Below are 20,517 nucleotides of genomic sequence, written 5' to 3'. Positions count from 1 at the left end.
CATGCTTTCAAGAACCGCATCGGACCTCTACTGGATGTCCCGCTACCTGGAGCGCGCCGAGAACCTGGCACGCATGCTCGAAGTCAGTTATTCGCTGTCGCTGATGCCCCAGGCCGGACGCGGCGATGGTCAGGCCGAGCTGGCGATGTCGTTGCTGGCGGCCGGTACGCTGGATGACTACAACGCCCGTTATGACACCCTCAACACCGAGCGCATGCTGCATTTCTTTGCGTTGGACGAAACCAACCCCGGCAGCATCTACAGTTGCCTGCGGGCGGCGCGGACCAACGCCCATGCCGTGCGCGGACGCATCACCGCGGACATGTGGGAGAACATCAACGCCACCTGGCTGGAGATGCGCAGCATCGCCAGCAACGGCCTGGGCCGTTATGGCATCAGCCATTTCTGCGAATGGGTGAAGGAGCGTTCGCACCTGTTCCGTGGCGCGACGTCGGGCACGATCATGCGCAACGATGCCTACTGTTTCATTCGCCTGGGGACGTTCATCGAGCGCGCCGACAACACGTTGCGGCTGCTGGATGCGCGCTACGAGATGTTCGGCGAAGAATCGGAAGAGGTCAGCGACAACTCGGCGCGCGGTTACTACCAGTGGAGTGCGTTGCTGCGGGCGTTGTCTTCGTTCGAGGCGTTCAATGAGATCTACCGTAACGCGCCGAATGCCGAGCAGGTGTCCGAGATGTTGCTGCTGCGGGCCGACGTGCCACGCTCGCTGCACGCCTGCATTGAAGAACTGGACCATATTCTCGCCAGCCTGCCGGGCAATAACGGTCGGCCGGCGCAGCGGCTGGCCGCCGAGCTGAATGCGCGGCTGCGTTATTCGGGGATCGACGAGATCCTCGCGTCGGGCCTGCACCAATGGTTGACCGAGCTGATTGGCCAGATCCGCCACTTGGGCCAGACCATTCATGACGCCTATCTGGAGGTCGTATGAAACTGTCCATCCGCCACGACACGACCTATAGCTATGCCGACGAGGTCTGCACGAGCATCCAGTTCCTGCGCCTGACGCCCAAGGACACCCGACGCCAGACCATCCTGCAATGGCATCTTGAATTGCCGCGCCTGGTGCGCAGCCAGCTCGACCCGTACGGCAATATCCTGCACGTCATGACCATGGACGAGCCTCACGGCGCCCTGATCCTGACCGCTTATGGTGAAGTGCAGATCGACCAGACAGTGGAAATGGAGCCCGATACCCAATCACCGCTGCCGTTCCTGCGCACCAGCCGCCTCACCCTGGCTGACGACATCCTCAGCGCTTTCGCCGTGGCGCAATGTGGCGCACGCCGTGACCGTGCTGCGTTGGCCGACTTGATGAATGGCCTTGCCGATCGCATGCCCTACAGCCCCGGCACTACTGCCGTCAGCAGTACGGCGGCAGAGGCGTTCGCCGGTGGCGCCGGGGTCTGTCAGGACCATGCCCATGCGTTCGTGGCCTGCGCCCGCAGCCTCGGCGTGCCGGCGCGTTATGTGTCCGGCTATCTGTGTACCGAGGACGAGAGCCATCTGGCAAGCCACGCCTGGGCCGAGGCTTGGCTGGATGACGGCTGGTACAGCTTTGACGTGACCAATCGCTTGCTTCGTCCCGACCGCCATTTGAAGTTGGCGATTGGCCTGGATTACCTTGACGCCTGTCCGGTTCGCGGCATGCGCCGTGGTGGCGGGGCGGAGCAGATGCACGCGCGGGTGCAGGTAAGCTCGATGGTTCAGGTGCAGCATCAGTAATTTGACCATTGAAGCCTAAGGCCTCTTCGCGAGCAGGCTCGTTTCCCCAAAGGTTCGAGTTAACCCTGGGGGAGCGAGCTTGCTCGCGATGAGGCAGGCATATCCAACCTCTATACGGCTACTGAACAGGCAAAACCCTGCGCATTGGCTATACCTGTAGTTCCGCCCCTCCTCAGGTGTGGCCTACAGGAGTAACAGCATGAAACTCGCGTCCATGATCGGCACTGTCTGCATCGCTTCGCTCGCGCTGATGGGCTGCTCGAGCAAAGTCACCCAGCCGGACGAATACTCCGGCTTCCTGGGAGACTACAGCCGCCTCAAGGAAGAAAAGTCGCCTTCGGGGGCCGAAGTGATGCGTTGGGTCGATCCGCAGATCGATCTGGCTAAATACTCCAGTGTGTATATCGAGCCGACGCAGCTCTATCCCAAGCCGCAACCGACCGTGAAGATTCCCGCCGGCACGTTGGCCGGCATTACCAGCTACTACGACCAGGCGCTCAAGCGGGAGGCGGGCAGGTCGTTGCCTCTGGCGACCAGTCCCGGGCCGGGTGTGTTGGTAGTACGGGCGGCCATCACCGCGGTCAGCAGCAAGACCGAGGGGCTCAAACCTTATGAAGTGATTCCGATTGCCTTGGTGGCCGCCGCGGTCAGTACGGCGAGCGGCATTCGCGATCAGGAAACCACGCTGGGCACCGAAGCGGTGTTTCTGGACGGTGGCAATAATGCGGTGGTCGCACAGGTGGTGCGCAAGGGCACGGGTAAGCCGTTGTCAAACGAGTCCCAGGTCATGAAGCCCGATGATGTCAAAGGGGTGATCGACGGCTGGGCCTCAGATCTGCACCAGTCGTATTTGCAGCTCAAGGCTAAATAGCGGGCCCCGCCACTCGTGACTTTTTGTGTGCAGGCATAGGTCGGAGCTCCATTTCATGGTTAACTCCGGCCTCACTGTTTTCAAACCTGTCAGAAGGAATCCGTTCATGGCTCAAGTCACCCTCAAAGGCAACCCAGTCCAAGTCAACGGCCAATTGCCACAAGCCGGTTCCAAGGCGCCAGCCTTTTCTCTGGTTGCCGGCAATCTGTCGGACGTGTCCCTGCAAGACTTCGCGGGCAAGCGCAAAGTGCTGAACATTTTCCCAAGCGTCGACACCCCGACCTGCGCCACTTCCGTGCGCAAGTTCAACGCCCAGGCCAACGACCTGGATAACACCGTGGTGCTGTGCATTTCCGCCGACCTGCCGTTCGCCCAGGCCCGCTTCTGTGGCGCCGAAGGCCTGGAAAACGTACAGAACCTGTCCACGCTGCGCGGTGCCGAGTTCATCGAGAACTACGGCGTCGCCATCGCGGACGGCCCGCTCAAAGGCCTGACTGCCCGCGCCGTGGTGGTGCTGGACGAAAACGACACCGTGCTGCACAGCGAGCTGGTCAAGGAAATCGCTGAAGAGCCGAACTACGAGGCGGCGCTCGCAGCCCTGAAATAACTGTTCCGAAACAAAGTATTTATTACAATTGTTAACGGCCTGGCCTGACCAGGCCGTTTTCATTTGTGTTTCAAGGCCTTAGCCGAGTATGAGAAAGGTAAGCCCAAGGTAAATTGCCGGTAAAGGCGCTTTGCTAAATACCCGCCAGTGCTTATCGTTCAGCCTCCTGTAGAAGAAGCCCACGCGCCCAATGGTTGACCATTCAATGCAATCCTCTGTTTCCCGTAAATCTCGTCGCTGGCTGTTCGGCCTGCTCATCCTCTTGGCCGTTGCGTTGCTGGCTTGGAAATTCTGGCCTGCCGGCACTGGCTCGAACAACGAAGCAGGGCAGAAAGGCGCGGCCGGGCATATGGGGCGTTCGGGCGGCATGCGGCCAGGCTTTGGCGGTGCGACGGGCCCGATCCCGGTTCGGGTGGCGCCGGCGGTGACCGGGGATTTTCCGCTGTATTACAAGGCGCTGGGCACGGTTACCGCGCTCAATACCATCAATGTTCGCAGCCGCGTGGGCGGCGAATTGGTAAAGATCGCCTTCGAGGAAGGGCAGATGGTCAAGGCCGGGGACCTGCTGGCCGAGATCGACCCGCGTCCGTACCAGAACGCCTTGCTCCAGGCCGAAGGCACGTTGCTGCAGAACCAGGCCCAATTGAAGAACGCCCAGGTCGACCTCGAGCGTTATCGCGGCTTGTATGCCGAGGACAGCATCGCCAAGCAGACCCTCGACACCGCCGCTGCGCTGGTGGGCCAGTACCAGGGCACGGTCAAGACCAACCAGGCGGCGGTCAACGACGCCAAGCTCAACCTGGAATTCACCAAGATCCGCGCGCCGATCAGCGGCCGCGTAGGGTTGCGTCAACTGGACATCGGCAACCTGGTAGCGGCCAATGACACCACGGCCCTGGCCGTCATCACCCAGACCCAACCCATCAGCGTTGTCTTCACGCTGCCTGAGAACAACCTCGAAACCGTGCTCGCCCGCTATCGCGGCGGGGCGAAACTGCCGGTCGAGGCTTGGGATCGTGGTGATGTGAAGCTGCAGGCCAGCGGCGTCTTGCAAAGCCTGGACAACCAGATCGACATCACCACCGGCACCTTGAAATTCAAGGCTCGCTACGAGAACCGCGACCAGTCGCTGTTTCCCAACCAGTTCGTCAACGTGCGCCTGCTGGCCGACACGCTCAAAGGCGTGGTCCTTGCGCCGACCGCCGCCATCCAGTTCGGCACCAACGGCACATTCGTCTATGCCTTGGATGGCGACAAGAAAGTCACCATCAAGAAGCTCAAGATCGGCGCCAGCGATGGCGACAGGACGGTCGTCACCGAGGGGCTTGCCGCTGGCGACAGGGTGGTGCTCGAAGGCACCGACCGCCTGAAAGAGGGCAGCGAAGTGGAAGTGGTCAACGACAGCCAGGAGGTGCCGACCACGCCGACCGAGCATTTGCAGGGCAAGACCGCCGCGGCCCCGACTGAGCCGGCCATGGCCGACAAGGCGAAAAAGGGCGGCGCATGAATCTCTCGCGGCTGTTCATCCTTCGCCCGGTCGCCACCACGCTGAGCATGCTGGCCATTGTCCTGGCCGGTCTGATTGCGTATCGGTTGCTGCCGGTGTCGGCACTGCCCCAGGTCGATTACCCGACCATCCGCGTGATGACGCTGTACCCGGGCGCCAGCCCTGACGTGATGACCAGCGCCGTGACCGCGCCGCTGGAGCGTCAGTTCGGGCAGATGCCGGGCCTGACGCAGATGGCCTCCACCAGTTCCGGCGGCGCATCGGTGATCACCCTGCGTTTCAATCTGGACATCAACATGGATGTCGCCGAGCAGCAGGTGCAGGCCGCGATCAACGCCGCTACCAACCTTTTGCCCACCGACCTGCCGGCGCCGCCGGTGTACAACAAGGTCAACCCGGCCGACACCCCGGTGCTGACCCTGGCGATTACCTCCAAGACCATGCTGCTGCCCAAGCTCAATGATCTGGTGGACACGCGCATGGCGCAGAAGATTGCGCAGATCAGCGGCGTTGGCATGGTGACCATCGCCGGTGGCCAGCGCCAGGCCGTGCGGATCAAAGTCAATCCGCAAGCCCTGGCGTCCGCGGGCTTGAACCTGGCGGATGTGCGCACCTTGATCGGCGCTTCCAACGTCAACCAGCCCAAGGGCAACTTCGACGGTCCGACCCGAGTCTCGATGCTCGATGCCAACGATCAGTTGACCTCGCCCGAGGACTACGCCGAACTGATCCTGGCCTACGCCAACGGCGCGCCGCTGCGGCTCAAGGACGTCGCAGAGATCGTCGATGGCGCTGAGAACGAACGCCTCGCCGCCTGGGCCAACGAAAACCAGGCCGTGCTGCTCAATATCCAGCGCCAGCCAGGGGCCAACGTCATCGAGGTGGTGGACCGGATCAAGGCGATGTTGCCGAGCATCACCGACAACCTGCCGGCCGGCCTGGACGTTGCCGTGCTAACGGACCGCACCCAGACCATCCGCGCCTCGGTCACCGACGTTCAGCATGAATTGCTCATCGCCATTGCCCTGGTGGTCATGGTGACGTTCCTGTTCCTGCGCCGGGTCAGTGCCACGATCATCCCGTCGGTGGCCGTGCCGCTGTCATTGATCGGTACGTTCGGCGTCATGTACCTGGCCGGTTTCTCCATCAACAACCTGACCCTGATGGCCCTCACCATCGCCACCGGTTTTGTGGTGGACGATGCCATCGTCATGCTGGAGAACATCGCCCGCTACATCGAGGAGGGCGACAGCCCGATGCAGGCGGCGCTCAAGGGTGCGAGGCAGATCGGCTTCACCTTGATTTCCCTGACACTGTCGCTGATCGCGGTGCTGATTCCGCTGCTGTTCATGGCGGACGTGGTCGGTCGCCTGTTCCGCGAATTCGCCATCACCCTGGCGGTGGCGATCCTTATCTCGCTGGTGGTGTCCCTGACCCTGACGCCGATGATGTGCGCGCGGCTGCTCAAGCGTGAACCCAAGGAAGAGGAGCAGGGCCGCTTCTACCGCGCCAGCGGCGCCTGGATCGATTGGTTGATCGCCGCCTACGGGCGCAAGTTGCAATGGGTACTCAAGCACCAACCGCTGACGCTGTTGGTGGCGGTGGGTAGCCTGGTGTTGACCGTGGTGTTGTACCTGGCCGTGCCCAAGGGCTTTTTCCCGGTGCAGGATACGGGCGTGATCCAGGGCATTTCCGAGGCACCGCAATCGATCTCCTTCGCTGCCATGAGCGAGCGCCAGCAGCAATTGGCCAAGGTCATCCTCGCCGATCCCGCCGTGCAAAGCCTGTCTTCCTACATAGGCGTGGACGGTGACAACGCCACGCTCAACAGCGGCCGCCTGCTGATCAACCTCAAGCCCCACAGTGAACGGGACGACAGCGCCAGCGCGATCATCGCCCGCCTGCAACCGCAACTGGACCGACTGGTGGGCATCCGGCTGTTCATGCAACCGGTGCAGGACCTGACCATCGAAGACCGGGTCAGCCGTACCCAATACCAGTTCAGCCTGTCGTCGCCGGATGCCGAATTGCTCAGCCTCTGGAGCGGGCGGCTCGTCGAAGCCCTGGTGCAACAGCCGGAACTCACCGACGTCGCCAGTGACTTGCAGGACAAGGGCTTGCAGGTCTACCTGGTGATCGACCGCGACGCCGCATCGAGACTGGGCGTGTCGGTGTCGAACATCACCGATGCGCTTTACGACGCCTTCGGCCAGCGGCAGATTTCGACCATCTATACCCAGGCCAGCCAATACCGCGTGGTGCTGCAGGCTCAGGCGGGGGAAAAGATCGGCCCGCAGGCCCTTGAGCAGATCCATGTCAAGACCACCGACGGCGGGCAAGTCCGCCTGTCGAGCCTGGCCCGGGTCGAAGAACGTCAGGCGCAGTTGGCGATTGCTCACATTGGCCAGTTCCCGGCGGTGATGATGTCGTTCAACCTGGCACCGGGCGTGGCCCTTGGGCACGCTGTCGATATCATCGAGAAAGTGCAGAAGGACATCGGCATGCCGGTCGGCGTGCAGACCGAATTCCAGGGCGCGGCGCAGGCGTTCCAGGCGTCGCTGTCGAGCACCTTGTTGTTGATCCTGGCGGCGGTGGTGACCATGTACATCGTGCTGGGCGTGCTCTACGAGAGCTACATTCACCCGATCACGATTCTTTCCACCTTGCCCTCGGCGGCCATCGGCGCATTGCTGGCATTGATGCTGACCGGCAATGACCTGGGCATGATCGCGATCATCGGTATCATCTTGCTGATCGGTATCGTCAAGAAGAACGCGATCATGATGATCGACTTTGCCCTCGACGCCGAGCGCAACCAGGGCATGGACCCGCAGACCGCCATCTACCAGGCTGCGTTGCTGCGCTTCCGGCCGATCCTGATGACCACCCTCGCTGCGCTGTTCGGCGCCGTGCCGCTGATGCTCGCCACCGGCTCCGGCGCCGAGTTGCGCCAGCCCCTGGGCCTGGTGATGGTGGGCGGCCTGCTGGTGAGCCAGGTGCTCACGCTGTTCACCACGCCGGTGATCTACCTGTACTTCGATCGCCTGGGGCGGCGGTTCGTCAGGCCTGAGGCCGATGAGGTGCGGGTATGACGGCTTTCGTGCCGTGCCAGGGCTTTTCGTGGCGAGGGAGCTTGCTCCCGCTGGGCTGCGCAGCGGCCCCTTTTGTGAGCGCTGCGCACTCAAGCGGGAGCAAGCTCCCTCGCCACGAAAGCCTGTCCATTGAAGCATGGGGCTGCGGCCGATGAACCTCTCCGGCCCCTTCATCCGCCGTCCAGTGGCGACCATGCTTCTGAGCTTCGCGATCATGCTGCTCGGCGGCGTGTGCTTTGGCTTGCTGCCGGTTTCGCCGTTGCCGCAAATGGATTTCCCGGTGATCGTGGTCCAGGCCAACCTGCCGGGGGCGAGCCCGGAGGTGATGGCTTCCACCGTGGCGACGCCGCTGGAGCGCTCGTTTGGCGCCATCGCCGGGGTCAATACCATGAGCAGCCGTTCGAGCCAGGGCTCGACCCGGGTGATCCTGCAATTCGACCTGGACCGCGACATCAATGGCGCGGCGCGGGAAGTACAGGCGGCAATCAACGCCTCGCGCAATCTGCTGCCCAGTGGCATGCGCAGCATGCCGACCTACAAGAAGGTCAACCCGTCCCAGGCGCCGATCATGGTGCTTTCGCTGACCTCCGACGTGCTGGAGAAAGGCCAGCTCTATGACCTGGCTTCCACCATCCTGTCCCAGAGCCTGTCCCAGGTGGCGGGGGTAGGGGAAGTGCAGATCGGCGGTAGTTCGCTGCCGGCGGTGCGTATCGAGCTGGAGCCACAATTACTCAACCAGTACGGCGTGGCGCTCGACGACGTCCGCACGGCGATCGCCGACAGCAATGTCCGCCGGCCAAAAGGGTCGGTCGAAGACGACAAGCGCATGTGGCAAGTCCAGGCCAATGACCAGTTGGAAAAGGCCAAGGACTACGAAACGCTGGTCATCCGCTACCAGGACGGCTCGGTGTTGCGGCTCAAGGACGTGGCGAAGGTCAGCGACAGCGTGGAGGACCGCTACAACAGTGGGTTCTTCAACGACGATGCCGCCGTGCTGCTGGTCATCAACCGCCAGGCCGGCGCCAACATCATCGAAACCGTCAACGAGATCAAGAACCAGCTGCCGGCCCTGCAAGCGGTGCTCCCGGCCAGCGTCAAGCTCAACCTGGCCATGGACCGCTCGCCGGTGATCAAGGCCACCCTGCACGAAGCGGAAATGACCCTGTTGATCGCCGTGGCGCTGGTGGTGCTGGTGGTGTTCCTGTTCCTCGGTAATTTCCGTGCGTCGCTGATCCCGACCCTGGCGGTACCGGTGTCGTTGGTGGGCACGTTCGCGGTGATGTACCTCTACGGTTTTTCCCTGAACAACCTGTCGCTGATGGCGCTGATCCTCGCCACCGGGCTGGTGGTGGACGATGCCATCGTGGTGTTGGAGAACATTTCCCGGCACATCGACGAGGGCGTGCCGCCGATGAAAGCGGCCTACCTGGGCGCTGAGGAAGTGGGCTTCACCTTGCTGTCGATGAACGCCTCGCTGGTGGCGGTGTTCCTGTCGATCCTGTTCATGGGCGGGATCGTCGAGAGTCTGTTTCGCGAATTTTCCATCACCCTGGCGGCCGCCATCGTGGTCTCGCTGGTGGTGTCCCTGACGCTTACCCCGATGCTCTGCGCCCGGTGGTTAAAGCCCCACGTGCCGGGGCAGGAAAACCGCTTGCAGCGTTGGAGCCACGGCCTCAACGAGCGCATGGTCCGGGGGTACGCCCGCAGCCTGGATTGGGTGCTGCGCCATCGGCGCCTGACCTTGCTCAGCCTGCTGGTGACCATCGGCGTGAATATCGCACTGTACGTGGTGGTGCCAAAGACGTTCATGCCCCAGCAGGACACCGGCCAATTGATCGGCTTCGTGCGCGGTGACGATGGGCTGTCGTTCAACGTGATGCAGCCGAAAATGGAAATCTTCCGTCGCGCGGTGCTCAAGGACGAAGCGGTGCAGAGCGTGGCGGGTTTCATCGGCGGCAACAACGGCACCAACAATGCTTTCATGCTGGTACGCCTCAAGCCGATCAAGGAACGCGGGATTTCCGCGCAAAAGGTCATCGAGCGCTTGCGCAAGGAAATGCCCAAGGTACCCGGTGCCCAATTGATGCTGATGGCCGACCAGGACCTGCAATTCGGTGGCGGTCGCGAGCAGACCACGTCGCAGTATTCCTACATCCTCCAGAGCGCCGACCTGGCGTCGCTGCGCACCTGGTATCCCAAGGTCGTCGCCGCTTTCCGCGCCTTGCCGGAACTGACCGCCATCGACGCCCGCGACGGTGGCGGGGCGCAGCAGGTGACGCTGATCGTGGACCGCGACCAGGCCAAACGCCTGGGCATCGACATGGACATGGTCACCTCGGTACTGAACAACGCCTACAGCCAGCGGCAGATCTCGACCATCTACGACAGCCTGAACCAGTATCAGGTGGTCATGGAGGTCAATCCCAAATATGCCCAGGACCCGAATACGCTCGAGCAGGTCCAGGTGATTACCGCCGATGGCGCGCGGGTCCCGCTGTCGGCGATTGCCCATTATGAAAACAGCCTGGAGGACGACCGGGTCAGCCATGAAGGCCAGTTCGCTTCAGAAGGTATTTCGTTCGACATGGCCGAAGGCGTCACGGTGGAGCAGGGCACCGCGGCGATCGAGCGGGCGATAGCCAAGCTCGGGATGCCCGAAGATGTCATCGCGAAAATGGCCGGCACCGCCGACGCGTTCGCCGCGACCCAGAAAAGCCAGCCGTTCATGATCCTCGGCGCGTTGCTGGCGGTGTACCTGGTGCTCGGCGTGCTGTACGAAAGCTATATCCACCCGCTGACCATCCTGTCCACCTTGCCCTCGGCCGGGGTGGGCGCGTTGTTGTCGATCTATGTCCTGGGCAGCGAGTTCAGCCTGATCTCGCTGCTGGGGTTGTTCCTGCTGATTGGCGTCGTGAAGAAAAACGCCATCCTCATGATCGACCTCGCATTGCAATTGGAGCGCGCCGGCCAAACGCCGTTGGAGTCGATCCGCAGCGCTTGCCTGTTGCGACTGCGGCCTATCCTCATGACCACGCTGGCCGCGATCCTCGGAGCCCTGCCGCTGTTGCTCGGTGGCGCCGAAGGCTCGGAAATGCGCCAACCGCTGGGCCTGACCATTATCGGCGGGTTGGTATTCAGCCAGGTCCTGACGCTCTACACCACCCCGGTGGTCTACCTCTATCTTGATAACCTGCGCCATCGTTTCAACCGCTGGCGTGGGGTGCGCACTGATGCTGCCCTGGAAACTCCGCTATGACCGATCGTTCGTTGTTCAACCTTGTCGCTGCGCTGGCGACTGCCCGTGGTTCGCGTGTCTTGAGCCTGGCGCTCTGCGTGGCACTGCTGAGTGCCTGCGCAATCGGTCCCGATTACCAGCGCCCGTCAGCCGCCGCGCCGTCGCAGTACAAGGAGGCCCAGGGCTGGCGCCAGGCCAACCCCAGCGACGCCCTGGCCCGTGGCGCCTGGTGGGAGCTGTACGCTGACACCCGGCTCAACGACCTGGTGGAACAGCTCAACGCCTCCAACCAGACCGTGGCCCAGGCCGAAGCCCAGTACCGTCAGGCCCAGGCTTTGGCGCGCAGTGCTCGCGGGGCGTTCTTTCCGACGGTCGACCTTTCGGTCGGCAAGACCCGCTCCAGCCAAGGCACGGGCAGCAGCAGTTCGAGCCTGAGCAGTTCCTCCAGCGGCATCCGCGACACTTACAGCGCCCAGGCCGGCGTGAGCTGGGAAGCGGACGTGTGGGGCAGGTTGCGCCGTACCTTGGAGGCCGATGAAGCCAGCGCCCAGGCCAGCTTTGCCGACCTGGCGGCGATGCGTCTGAGCCAGCAATCGGAGCTGGTGCAGAACTACCTGCAGTTGCGGGTGATTGACCAGCAGAAGCGCTTGTTGCAGACCACCGTCGACAACTACCAGCGCTCCCTGAAAATGACCGAAAACCAGTACCGCGCCGGGGTGTCCGGCAAGGATGCCGTGGCCCAGGCGCAGAACCAGCTCAAGACCACCCAGGGCGACCTGATCGACCTGATCTGGCAGCGTGCGCAGTTCGAAAACGCCATTGCCGTGCTGATCGGTCTGCCGCCGGCCGAATTCAGCCTGGCCGAAACCCAGGATGTCCCAGCGCTGCCGCAAGTCCCGGTGGCCGTGCCGTCGCAACTGCTCGAACGCCGTCCAGACATCGCATCGGCGGAGCGCTCGGTCATGGCGGCGAACGCCAACATCGGCGTGGCGAAGGCCGCCTATTACCCGGACCTGACCCTGAGCCTGAGCGGTGGCTACAGCAGCAGTACCTACGATAACTGGGTGAGCGTGCCGAACCGCTTCTGGTCGGTCGGCCCGCAACTGGCGATGACCCTGTTCGATGGCGGCCAGCGCTCGGCGGAGGTCGACCGCAGCGTGGCGGCGTATGATCAGACGGTCGCCACCTATCGCCAGACCGTGCTCGACGGTTTCCGCGAAGTCGAGAACTACATGATCCAGCTCAAGGTGCTCGAAGACGAAGCCCGCGTGCGCCAGGAAGCCCTCGACGCCGCCCGCGAGTCCCTGCGCCTGACGCAGAATCAGTACAGGGCAGGGCTGATCGGCTATCTCGACGTGGTGTCTGTCCAGGCTACAGCTCTGAGCAACGAGCGCAGCGTGTTGAGCCTGCAACAGAGCCGGTTGATTGCGAGTGTGCAGTTGATTGCCGCGTTGGGCGGTGGTTGGGATGGGCGGTTGGAGGCGTCCGAGCAGCCGGCAACGGACTGATACCCGCCCCAGACCTTGTGGGAGCGAGCCTGCTCGCGAAAGCAGTGGCTCAGCTTATGAAAATGTTGACTGACCTGCCGCCTTCGCGAGCAGGCTCGCTCCCACATTAGATTGCGCAGCGTGATGCAGTCCCGCTTTTGGCCGATGCGCTGCCTACGTCCTGTCGTGATCGCTTGTTATAGTTCAGGCCTCTTCCAGCCGGTCAAAGGATACTGCCATGTCGCAATACCAAGCGTTCAACGTCGAACTTGCAGACAACATCGCCCATGTGCAGATCAACCGACCGGACAAGATCAACGCCATGAACGCGGCGTTCTGGAGCGAAATCGTCGAGATTTTCCAATGGATCGACGACACCGACGAAGTGCGGGTGGTGGTCCTGAGCGGTGCCGGCAAGCACTTTTCCTCAGGCATCGACCTGATGATGCTGGCTGGCGTGGCGAACGAACTGGGCAAGGATGTGGGCCGTAACGCCCGCGTGCTGCGACGCAAGATCCTGCAGCTGCAAGCCTCGTTCAATGCCGTGGACAACTGCCGCAAACCGGTACTCGCGGCGGTCCAGGGCTATTGTCTCGGTGGTGCCATCGACCTGATTTCCGCTTGCGACATGCGCTACGCCGCCGAAGACGCGCAGTTCTCCATCAAGGAAATCGACATCGGCATGGCGGCCGATGTTGGGACATTGCAACGCTTGCCCCGGATCATCGGGGACGGCATGCTGCGTGAACTCGCTTATACGGGGCGCACCTTTGGTGCCGACGAAGCGCGCAGCATTGGCTTGGTCAATCGTGTCTACAATGACACCGCCAGCCTGCTCGACGGCGTGATGGGCATTGCCCGGGAAATCGCCGCCAAGTCGCCGATTGCCATCACCGGCACCAAGGAAATGATCAGCTACATGCGCGACCACCGCATCGACGACGGCCTGGAATATGTCGCCACGTGGAATGCCGCCATGCTGCAATCCAATGACCTGCGCGTGGCCATGGCCGCCCATATGAGCAAACAGAAACCCGAATTTCTGGATTGATCGATCATGATTTCACGCTGGACCACCGCAGTACTCGACACCGACCTTCCCGGCGGCTGGGCCGTGGCCCGCAGCCCGGAAGGTTTTTTGTACGACGATAACGGCGCGCTGTTTCCTCGCGACTGGCTCAAGCGCCAAGACCTGTCGATCCTCGCCGAGCACGGCATCGGCCATTTCGATGGCGAGCCGGTCTACCTGCTGGAACTGCACAGCCCCCTGGATATTCCCGGTTGCAGCTGGAAAGGCTTGCGCGCGTTCATGCTCGAGGAAGATCACACGCTGTTCAAGGTGTTGGGTTATGCCGCTCAGGTCGGGACCTGGGCCCGGGAACACCGCTTTTGCGGCAGTTGCGGCCAGCCCATGAGCCAGGTGCCGCGCGAGCGGGCGATGCATTGCCAGGCGTGCGATCTGCGGCATTACCCGCGGATCTCACCAAGCATGATCGTACTGATCACCCGTGGCGATGAAGTCCTGCTCGCACGTTCGCCCCGTTTTGTCTCGGGTGTCTACAGCACCTTGGCTGGATTTGCCGAGCCGGGTGAGTCGGCCGAGGACTGCCTCGTCCGGGAAGTCCGCGAAGAAGTCAGTATCGAAGTGAAGAACATCCAGTACGTGGGCAGCCAGTGCTGGCCGTTTCCCCATTCGATGATGCTGGGCTTCCACGCCGAATACGCCAGCGGCGACATCGTGCCCCAAGAGGACGAGATCGAAGACGCGCAGTGGTTCAGCATCCACGATCTGCCACCGCTTCCCGCCTCGCGCTCGATTGCCCGGTATCTGATCGACCTCTACGTGGCGCGGCGCTTAGGCCATGCTGAACCAGTGTTGCCAGGCTAGGCGCACGGTCAGGGCCAGCACCACGGTGATGAACACTGGCCGGATGAACTTCGCGCCGCCGCTGATGGCGGTGCGCGCGCCAAAGAAAGCACCGACCATCACCGACAGGCCCATGCTCAGGCCGATGATCCAGTCCACCTGGCCCGAGACGATGAACACCGTCAGCGCCGCGATGTTACTGACGAAGTTCATGCTGCGGGCCACGCCGCTGGCCTTGACCAGGTCGATGGGGTAGAGCAGCAGGCTGCTGACGGTCCAGAACGCACCCGTGCCCGGGCCGGCCACGCCGTCATAGAAACCGAGGGCGAAGCCTTGCGGCGACTGCCAGGTCTTCTTGATCGGCGCATTGCTGTCCAGCGGTGCCTTGGGCGTGCCGCCGAACAGCAAGTAGAGGCCGCAGGCAAAGACAATGACCGGCAGCATCTTGTTCAGCCACTCGGCGGGCAGGTAATGGGCAACGACGGCACCGGCCAGGGCACCGATCAGCGTGCCGACGAGGGCGTGGGTCCACTGCCGTGGGTGAAACAGCTTGCGCTTGTAAAAGGTAAAGCTGGCCGTGGCCGAGCCAAAGGTCGAGCTGAGCTTGTTGGTGCCTAGCACCAAGTGTGGCGGCAGGCCGGCGGTCAACAGGGCCGGGGTGGTGAGCAGCCCGCCACCGCCGGCAATGGCATCGATGAAGCCGGCGATGAACGCCACAACGGCCAGGATCGCGAGGGTGGAAAGTTCAACGCTGAGTTCGAAAGGCATGGAATGGACTTAGTCGGCAGGGCGCAGGAGGGCTGCGGGAAAGGCCGGTATGTTACCGATTATGACGGCGCGCCGCGACTGTCCGGTGAGGCCCTGCAATCCCGGTGGCGAGGGAGTTGCTCCCTCGCCATGGAGTTTGATCTATTCCGGCCGGAACACCGCCCGTAGGCAATCCTGGCGTTTGTCCTTGAACATTGCGTAGCCCTCAACCGATTGCTCCAGGCCCATGGGATGCGTTAGCAGATAGGAGGGGTCCAGGTCACCGTTCTGGATGTGTTCGAACAGACGCTTCACATAACGCTGTCCCGGTTGCTGGCCGGAACGCAGAGTCAGTGACTTGTTCACGATCGCGCCCATCGGGAATTTGTCCAGCAAGCCGCCGTACACCCCGACCACCGACACCGTCCCGCCTTTACGACACGCGCGAATCGACTGGCGCAGCACGGTCCCGCGCTCGGTGTGCAGGCGTAGCATCTGTTTGGTCTTGTCGTAGAAATAATCGACTTCCGTGCCATGGGCCTCCATGCCGACGCAATCGATGCAGCGATCTGGGCCACGGCCGCCGGTCAGTTCCAGCAGGGCGGCATGCACGTCGGTGGTCTCGTAGTTGAGGGCGATGGCGCCGGCCTTTTCCTCGGCCAGGCGCAAACGATCGGCAAAGCGGTCGATGGCAATCACCCGTTCTGCGCCTAGCAAGTAGGCGCTGGACATCGCCATCAGCCCAACCCCGCCGCAACCCCAGACCGCCACCGTATCGCCGGGTTGGATATCGGCGTTGTCGGCGGCGAAATAACCGGTGGGCACCGCATCGGAGACGAACACGGCCTGCTCATCCCTGACGCCATCGGGGATCGTGAACAGGTTGACGTCGGCAAACGGCACGCGGATATAGGTGGCGTGGCTGCCGGCATAACCACCGAACGCATGGCTGTAGCCAATGATGCCGCAGGCGGGTTGACCGTAGGCGATGTCGGTGGCGGTGGGGTTCGGATTGGAGTTGTCGCAGCAGGAAAAGTCCGAACGCTGGCAATGTTCGCATTCTCCGCAGCCGACAATCGACACTGTGACGACCCGGTCGCCTTTCTTGATCTGCGTGACAGCCGAGCCGGTTTCCACCACTTCGCCCATGAACTCATGCCCGATGATATCGCCGGCCTGCATGGTCGGCACGTAGCCGCCCAGTAGATGCAGGTCCGAGCCGCACACCGAGGACAGGATCACCCGCACGATGGCGTCGCGGGGATTCAGGATGGAGGGATCGTCCACCGTCTCGACCTGCAGTTTGTTGGGGCCTTGCCAAGTCAATGCGCGCATCAGACGGTACCTCCATTGAGTTCGGGTTTGTCAGAGGATGAGTCATTGGCCGGCGCTTGCGTCGCGTGGGTAGCCGGGTGGACAAACAGAAAGTCTTTGGTATGCGGATCGCGCATCTTGTTGGTGCTGACTTCGCCCGTTTCCAGTTGCTGCTTGATGCTGCGCAGCACATTGAGCAGGGCCTTGTCGGAGAACCGGGAAATAGCGGCGGCGAGCGCATAGCCGGCCGCGCCGAGAGGCGTCTCGCAAGCCACGATGACTTTGATCTGCGTACCGCGACCGGCGGGCGCATCGCTGAAATGCATCTGGATGTCATGCTTGAAGCGTCGGTCCGGACCGGCAATCCAGTGCAGCTTGCGGCCTTCCTTGGGTTCGCAGTGTTCGAGGTCACACTGCAACGTCTTGTCCATCGGGCCATGGGCGACCCAGCGATAAGTTCGTTCGCCCGTCTGTTCGATGGCGTCCACCCATGGCATGAGCGCTCCCAGATTGGCCGGTTCGCTGCAGAACGCATAGACCTCGTCCCTCGGCTTGCCCACCGTGATGCTGCGGGAAATGACCTTGCTGCCGTCCCAATCGCGATCCTGTTCGAATGTTTGTTCGAAAGGGCTGTGGGTCAGGGCTTGCTTGATCCGGCATGTGCCTGAATAGGCTCGCCAGGCAGCGCACGCGCCGAGCAGCACCTGCGGCCAGCCCTTTAGACCGCCCTGGCGCAAACCATTGGCAAGCAATAACGAGCCGGCCACCAGCGACACCAGGCGCTCCGGCGTGCCAAGATTGGGGCGTGATGAGGTGGGCACCGGAGCCCGGCTCGCCACCAGTTTTGGGCGTTCAGTCATGATGGTTCTCCTTGCTGATCCAGGGGACGACATAACGAATGAACCGAGGGCAACGGCGGTTGTTCCGTTGGTGTGAGTGGTTTCCCGATGAGCCGGTTGGGAGAGGTTTCGGCCCGTCGTGTTGCCCAGAAAGGACATCCGAAGGTCTCACCGCCAGGCAAATTTTTTTTGAAATCAAGGGGTTGTCAGCTTAGGCAAATGAGTACATAATTGCGCCCATCGAATGCATCGAGGCGTAAAAAACTTCAATGTTTTCAAGGAGATAGCTCGCTATTAGCGGCTTTGTCCGGATAAGTTTTTATCCGTTTGATGTGGTTTCATTGCATCAGGCGTATTGAGGCCGAATAGCAAAATGGTTATGCAGTGGATTGCAAATCCACCTACGCCGGTTCGATTCCGACTTCGGCCTCCACTTCTAAAAAGCTCTGTAGATTCATGATCTACGGAGCTTTTTTATTTAGGGGGCGGTGAAAGGTTTTGTCTTGAAAAGGGCAATGGCCGCCTTGCTTCACCCAGGAGGGATGTATATATTTCCCCCTCTGTTGCACCAGCCTCGATCCTGTGGGATGCCTATCCGACAGTGTCACATGGCTTGACCGCGCTACCGCCCGAATGGCGAAACTGGTAGACGCATGGGACTTAAAATCCCCCGCTCGTAAGGGCGTGCCGGTTCGATTCCGGCTTCGGGCACCATCTAATATCAAGGGTTTGCGAGCGAAAGCTAATGCAAACCCTTGTTTGTTTCGGGTCCGCAAAATTGTTCGTCAGGTGTTAAGCGGTCTACAGCCTGCGCCGAAACGCTTCCAATATTTCCCGCATCCCTTTTTTCATCTGCAACTGCGCAATGGCGTCCAACGGGTGCCATACACAGTCGCTGATCTCATTTTGTGGCCTAGCGGCCGTCGAATCGTTGACCGCCGCCTCGAACACGTGATGCTCGGTACCGCCGTCATTGATCCGCATCAGGTAAAGCAGGCTTTCGGCGCTCAGCCCCGTTTCTTCCGCCAGTTCCCTTAGGGCGGCGTCGGCGTGGGTTTCGCCGCGCTCGACAGTTCCGCCAGGCAACGCCCAGCGGCTTTTGGGCTTACGTACCAGCAGGATGTGGCGGTCTTCTTCGCAGATGACGGTCGCTCGAATCTTCATAACCTGGCCCAATCCCGACTGTCATTAAAGTGCAATATAACTGCAATATTTGAGCCTCGCTCCATTTCGGCGTTCAAAAAACGAAATGTTTCGTTTCTGTCCATGGGATCGCGCCCCATGGAAAAGGCTTCGTTTATTTCGCGGACGGTTGGAAAACGTCGAGGCAGGGCCGTTGTCGACGACCGATCATCGCCAAAAATGAATCAGCGCCGAAAAAACGCATCAATGTTGGGTGGACGAGCCGGCCCCGATGGGGGGAGCGAGGAATGATGACCACCGTTGAAGACTTCAAAGTCAGATCCCACGAGCTTCTGGTTGAGCTCGACGCAGCAACGTCGGAGATGATGGCGCTTATCTGTGTCCATCAAATGTCGGGAACCGCCTGGGACGAGGCGGTCCGGCGTCAGCACGAGGCCTATGAGCAATGGGTCGCCTACCTCAACGAGCGCTTGTAGCTGCACGATCGTCAACCGTAACAGCAAGTCAGATTCTTTGAACGGAGCTGGCGCGGCCATGCCTAATCCATAGACCGACAAGAGGATTGAGGCCATGTCTGAACTAGCCAGTTATTTCTGGATCGCCGTAGCGGTGTTGCTGTTGCTCGTAGACTTGTGGGCGATCGTCAGCGTCTTTCGCAGCGACAAGTCGGCCGGTACCAAGGCGGGCTGGGCGCTGTTGCTGATTATCTTGCCTGTCTTGGGCTTGATCATCTGGGGCGTGGCCGGGCCACGAGGCGTCAAGAACCCGCCTTCTTCCCCAGAACACAGCAAGGGCTGACGCCATGTGATGCGAACCACCCGGTCAGCGGTTTTTCCATTGGCCGCCGGTGGTTTCGCAATCCTTTTGTGCTTGCTGCACTTGTTGCGCGTCGTAGTAGTACCAGGTGACTTGGGCGTTGTCCGGGATATTCGCCGAGCCGCCGCTGCGATCCTTGCTGGTGGAATGGGGATTGGCCAGGGCTTCCTGAGTCAGTCTTGCCTGACACGTTGCCACGTAGCCCTCGGCGCAACGCTCGACGGGTTTCTTTTGAGTGCTCAGGGTCCCTTTGCTTTCGTTGCTGCAGGACCAGCCGATGGCCTCCGAGGGGACGCCCTTGTACTCATAGCAACTGCGGGTTTCGATTTCCTGTACCGCCTGGCTTTGGGATCGGGTAAGGACCTCGCAACCCTGCGCCATGACGGTGGCGGGGCAGGCACAGGCAATCAGCAGCAGGACTCTGGCATTCATGTTGGTTCTCCCTTATGACGGCTCTTGCATCGATACCTATCAATATCGAGGTGCAAACGTACGCCGTCGTTCCATCGGGTTTACAACCGGTGGAGCTCAGGGAAACCGGTGCGGCAAGCGTCGTTGACGAAGCTTTCCATCAACGAAACATATAGCGAAACCTATTAGCGAAATCTTGGCAACGGACGTTCCACAGGTTTGAGTGAAGAGAGGGCGCTCTGGATCGACGGGGCATCCTTTTCGATATCGTTGAGCCGATCGCGGATGCGCACTGCAGCGGGATGGCCGCCCTGATGGTCGACCCAGTCGGCAATTTCCTTGCAGGCCGCGGTCAGCCCCGCCTGGCGCGATTCCAATAAAGTGAGCAGGGTGGTGATGGACTCTTTTTCGGACATGTCACACCTCCATTCAACGTTGGATGAGGCAGCACGAAACCCATCGCTATGGACGGGTAAGGCTGCAATAAGGGTAGTTGAGATATTTCTGCGGTGTTGGATATCCGGCGCACGACTGGACAGTCGGTGCGCCGGACCCTTTCATGTCTTGTTCAGCCAGACTCCTTGACCCAGGATGGCGCGACGGAGGCTCGCCAGCGCACATCGGTAATGCCATATTTTTCTGCCATGGGTTTTGATACCCGCTTGACCTTCTCCCTGCCGAATTTGGGGATGCGCCCAACACCCGCGTCGCAACTGGCCCAATGCCAAGCTTCGGAGTTATTCATCACTTCGGCGCGAATGATGAAAGACTTGGGCTCGCCATGGAGCATGTAGTCGATGATGTAAAGCGATGGACCGCCCATAAATCCTCCCTA

The 20,517-nt window shown here is 61.4% G+C and carries 19 protein-coding genes and 2 tRNA genes; 14 read left to right on the top strand and 7 right to left on the bottom strand.

All coding sequences use genetic code 11. The features are described 5' to 3' along the window. The first annotated feature begins 1 nt into the window (after position 1). The 10 genes from J3Q04_RS13950 (at position 2) to nudC (ending at position 14,433) form a co-directional block, all read left to right on the top strand. A complete protein-coding gene (locus tag J3Q04_RS13950; protein WP_420766773.1) occupies positions 2 to 952 on the top strand; it encodes an alpha-E domain-containing protein in 951 nt (316 codons plus the stop codon). Beyond that, positions 949 to 1,746, top strand: a complete 798-nt coding sequence (locus J3Q04_RS13945; protein WP_434611186.1) for a transglutaminase family protein — start codon at positions 949 to 951, stop codon at positions 1,744 to 1,746. The genes J3Q04_RS13950 and J3Q04_RS13945 overlap by 4 nt, the downstream gene beginning before the upstream one ends. Before the next feature lie 199 nt (positions 1,747 to 1,945). Then, the gene (locus J3Q04_RS13940; RefSeq protein WP_434611188.1) at positions 1,946 to 2,617 is read left to right on the top strand and encodes a DUF3313 domain-containing protein; all 672 of its coding nucleotides are present in this window, start codon (positions 1,946 to 1,948) and stop codon (positions 2,615 to 2,617) included. Positions 2,618 to 2,723: 106 nt separating this feature from the next. Next, positions 2,724 to 3,224 (top strand): thiol peroxidase, encoded by a 501-nt coding sequence (tpx, locus tag J3Q04_RS13935; protein ID WP_420766776.1) that lies wholly within the window; start codon positions 2,724 to 2,726, stop codon positions 3,222 to 3,224. A 190-nt stretch (positions 3,225 to 3,414) separates the two neighbouring features. Further along, positions 3,415 to 4,731, top strand: coding sequence for an MdtA/MuxA family multidrug efflux RND transporter periplasmic adaptor subunit (locus tag J3Q04_RS13930; RefSeq protein WP_420766777.1), 1,317 nt, complete (start codon positions 3,415 to 3,417; stop codon positions 4,729 to 4,731). Further along, positions 4,728 to 7,823 (top strand): MdtB/MuxB family multidrug efflux RND transporter permease subunit, encoded by a 3,096-nt coding sequence (locus tag J3Q04_RS13925; protein ID WP_434611191.1) that lies wholly within the window; start codon positions 4,728 to 4,730, stop codon positions 7,821 to 7,823. The genes J3Q04_RS13930 and J3Q04_RS13925 overlap by 4 nt, the downstream gene beginning before the upstream one ends. A 151-nt stretch (positions 7,824 to 7,974) precedes the next feature. Continuing rightward, positions 7,975 to 11,079 (top strand): efflux RND transporter permease subunit, encoded by a 3,105-nt coding sequence (locus J3Q04_RS13920; protein WP_434611193.1) that lies wholly within the window; start codon positions 7,975 to 7,977, stop codon positions 11,077 to 11,079. Next, positions 11,076 to 12,566 (top strand): efflux transporter outer membrane subunit, encoded by a 1,491-nt coding sequence (locus J3Q04_RS13915; protein ID WP_434611196.1) that lies wholly within the window; start codon positions 11,076 to 11,078, stop codon positions 12,564 to 12,566. Before J3Q04_RS13920 ends, J3Q04_RS13915 begins: the two co-directional genes overlap by 4 nt. A gap of 217 nt (positions 12,567 to 12,783) precedes the next feature. Further along, on the top strand, positions 12,784 to 13,596 hold the full coding sequence (locus J3Q04_RS13910) for a crotonase/enoyl-CoA hydratase family protein (protein WP_434611198.1): 813 nt from the start codon (positions 12,784 to 12,786) through the stop codon (positions 13,594 to 13,596). Between the two features lie 6 nt (positions 13,597 to 13,602). After that, positions 13,603 to 14,433 (top strand): NAD(+) diphosphatase, encoded by an 831-nt coding sequence (gene nudC / locus J3Q04_RS13905; protein ID WP_434563828.1) that lies wholly within the window; start codon positions 13,603 to 13,605, stop codon positions 14,431 to 14,433. Here nudC and J3Q04_RS13900 read toward each other — a convergent pair. The 3 genes from J3Q04_RS13900 to J3Q04_RS13890 all read right to left on the bottom strand — a co-directional run bounded on the left by J3Q04_RS13900 (position 14,401) and on the right by J3Q04_RS13890 (position 17,333). Beyond that, positions 14,401 to 15,180, bottom strand: coding sequence for a TSUP family transporter (locus J3Q04_RS13900; RefSeq protein WP_434611200.1), 780 nt, complete (start codon positions 15,178 to 15,180; stop codon positions 14,401 to 14,403). The two genes, nudC and J3Q04_RS13900, sit on opposite strands and share 33 nt — an antisense overlap. A gap of 141 nt (positions 15,181 to 15,321) precedes the next feature. Next, on the bottom strand, positions 15,322 to 16,494 hold the full coding sequence (locus J3Q04_RS13895) for a zinc-dependent alcohol dehydrogenase (RefSeq protein ID WP_420766784.1): 1,173 nt from the start codon (positions 16,492 to 16,494) through the stop codon (positions 15,322 to 15,324). Next, positions 16,494 to 17,333 carry an SRPBCC family protein gene (locus J3Q04_RS13890; RefSeq protein ID WP_434563832.1) on the bottom strand — a complete coding sequence of 280 codons (840 nt, stop codon included), beginning with the start codon at positions 17,331 to 17,333 and terminating at the stop codon, positions 16,494 to 16,496. The genes J3Q04_RS13895 and J3Q04_RS13890 overlap by 1 nt, the downstream gene beginning before the upstream one ends. A gap of 338 nt (positions 17,334 to 17,671) precedes the next feature. Between J3Q04_RS13890 and J3Q04_RS13885 the strand changes: the two genes are divergently transcribed. Beyond that, positions 17,672 to 17,745: transfer RNA gene (locus J3Q04_RS13885), tRNA-Cys, on the top strand. 194 nt (positions 17,746 to 17,939) lie between these two features. Further along, positions 17,940 to 18,026, top strand: a tRNA-Leu gene (locus J3Q04_RS13880). Between the two features lie 87 nt (positions 18,027 to 18,113). On the opposite strand, the gene J3Q04_RS13875 is transcribed toward J3Q04_RS13880, so the two are convergent. Continuing rightward, positions 18,114 to 18,476, bottom strand: a complete 363-nt coding sequence (locus tag J3Q04_RS13875; protein WP_434611568.1) for an NUDIX hydrolase — start codon at positions 18,474 to 18,476, stop codon at positions 18,114 to 18,116. 266 nt (positions 18,477 to 18,742) lie between these two features. Between J3Q04_RS13875 and J3Q04_RS13870 the strand changes: the two genes are divergently transcribed. Both J3Q04_RS13870 and J3Q04_RS13865 read left to right on the top strand, forming a co-directional pair. Then, a complete protein-coding gene (locus J3Q04_RS13870; RefSeq protein WP_420766787.1) occupies positions 18,743 to 18,931 on the top strand; it encodes a hypothetical protein in 189 nt (62 codons plus the stop codon). A 94-nt stretch (positions 18,932 to 19,025) separates the two neighbouring features. Beyond that, entirely contained in the window at positions 19,026 to 19,253 is a 228-nt protein-coding gene (locus J3Q04_RS13865) for a PLD nuclease N-terminal domain-containing protein (RefSeq protein WP_420766788.1), read from the top strand. 24 nt (positions 19,254 to 19,277) lie between these two features. On the opposite strand, the gene J3Q04_RS13860 is transcribed toward J3Q04_RS13865, so the two are convergent. The 3 genes from J3Q04_RS13860 to J3Q04_RS13850 all read right to left on the bottom strand — a co-directional run bounded on the left by J3Q04_RS13860 (position 19,278) and on the right by J3Q04_RS13850 (position 20,505). Next, positions 19,278 to 19,703 (bottom strand): hypothetical protein, encoded by a 426-nt coding sequence (locus J3Q04_RS13860; RefSeq protein WP_434563836.1) that lies wholly within the window; start codon positions 19,701 to 19,703, stop codon positions 19,278 to 19,280. Between the two features lie 164 nt (positions 19,704 to 19,867). Further along, positions 19,868 to 20,098 (bottom strand): hypothetical protein, encoded by a 231-nt coding sequence (locus J3Q04_RS13855; protein ID WP_420766790.1) that lies wholly within the window; start codon positions 20,096 to 20,098, stop codon positions 19,868 to 19,870. A 152-nt stretch (positions 20,099 to 20,250) separates the two neighbouring features. Next, complete coding sequence (locus J3Q04_RS13850) at positions 20,251 to 20,505, bottom strand: DUF6555 family protein (RefSeq protein ID WP_039588765.1); 255 nt, start codon at positions 20,503 to 20,505, stop codon at positions 20,251 to 20,253. Positions 20,506 to 20,517 lie beyond the last annotated feature (12 nt).

It is taken from the genome of Pseudomonas sp. D4-21, assembly GCF_051132125.1.
Lineage (GTDB): Bacteria > Pseudomonadota > Gammaproteobacteria > Pseudomonadales > Pseudomonadaceae > Aquipseudomonas.
This window is presented reverse-complemented; position numbering and strand designations above follow the sequence as displayed.

Excerpts from the sequence above, each read along its gene's own strand:
- J3Q04_RS13950 (WP_420766773.1), top strand. The coding sequence starts at position 2 with ATGCTTTCAAGAACCGCATCGGACCTCTACTGGATGTCCCGCTACCTG.
- J3Q04_RS13945 (WP_434611186.1), top strand. The coding sequence starts at position 949 with ATGAAACTGTCCATCCGCCACGACACGACCTATAGCTATGCCGACGAG.
- J3Q04_RS13940 (WP_434611188.1), top strand. The coding sequence starts at position 1,946 with ATGAAACTCGCGTCCATGATCGGCACTGTCTGCATCGCTTCGCTCGCG.
- tpx (WP_420766776.1), top strand. The coding sequence starts at position 2,724 with ATGGCTCAAGTCACCCTCAAAGGCAACCCAGTCCAAGTCAACGGCCAA.
- J3Q04_RS13930 (WP_420766777.1), top strand. The coding sequence starts at position 3,415 with ATGGTTGACCATTCAATGCAATCCTCTGTTTCCCGTAAATCTCGTCGC.
- J3Q04_RS13925 (WP_434611191.1), top strand. The coding sequence starts at position 4,728 with ATGAATCTCTCGCGGCTGTTCATCCTTCGCCCGGTCGCCACCACGCTG.
- J3Q04_RS13920 (WP_434611193.1), top strand. The coding sequence starts at position 7,975 with ATGAACCTCTCCGGCCCCTTCATCCGCCGTCCAGTGGCGACCATGCTT.
- J3Q04_RS13915 (WP_434611196.1), top strand. The coding sequence starts at position 11,076 with ATGACCGATCGTTCGTTGTTCAACCTTGTCGCTGCGCTGGCGACTGCC.
- J3Q04_RS13910 (WP_434611198.1), top strand. The coding sequence starts at position 12,784 with ATGTCGCAATACCAAGCGTTCAACGTCGAACTTGCAGACAACATCGCC.
- nudC (WP_434563828.1), top strand. The coding sequence starts at position 13,603 with ATGATTTCACGCTGGACCACCGCAGTACTCGACACCGACCTTCCCGGC.
- J3Q04_RS13900 (WP_434611200.1), bottom strand. The coding sequence starts at position 15,180 with ATGCCTTTCGAACTCAGCGTTGAACTTTCCACCCTCGCGATCCTGGCC.
- J3Q04_RS13895 (WP_420766784.1), bottom strand. The coding sequence starts at position 16,494 with ATGCGCGCATTGACTTGGCAAGGCCCCAACAAACTGCAGGTCGAGACG.
- J3Q04_RS13890 (WP_434563832.1), bottom strand. The coding sequence starts at position 17,333 with ATGACTGAACGCCCAAAACTGGTGGCGAGCCGGGCTCCGGTGCCCACC.
- J3Q04_RS13875 (WP_434611568.1), bottom strand. The coding sequence starts at position 18,476 with ATGAAGATTCGAGCGACCGTCATCTGCGAAGAAGACCGCCACATCCTG.
- J3Q04_RS13870 (WP_420766787.1), top strand. The coding sequence starts at position 18,743 with ATGATGACCACCGTTGAAGACTTCAAAGTCAGATCCCACGAGCTTCTG.
- J3Q04_RS13865 (WP_420766788.1), top strand. The coding sequence starts at position 19,026 with ATGTCTGAACTAGCCAGTTATTTCTGGATCGCCGTAGCGGTGTTGCTG.
- J3Q04_RS13860 (WP_434563836.1), bottom strand. The coding sequence starts at position 19,703 with ATGAATGCCAGAGTCCTGCTGCTGATTGCCTGTGCCTGCCCCGCCACC.
- J3Q04_RS13855 (WP_420766790.1), bottom strand. The coding sequence starts at position 20,098 with ATGTCCGAAAAAGAGTCCATCACCACCCTGCTCACTTTATTGGAATCG.
- J3Q04_RS13850 (WP_039588765.1), bottom strand. The coding sequence starts at position 20,505 with ATGGGCGGTCCATCGCTTTACATCATCGACTACATGCTCCATGGCGAG.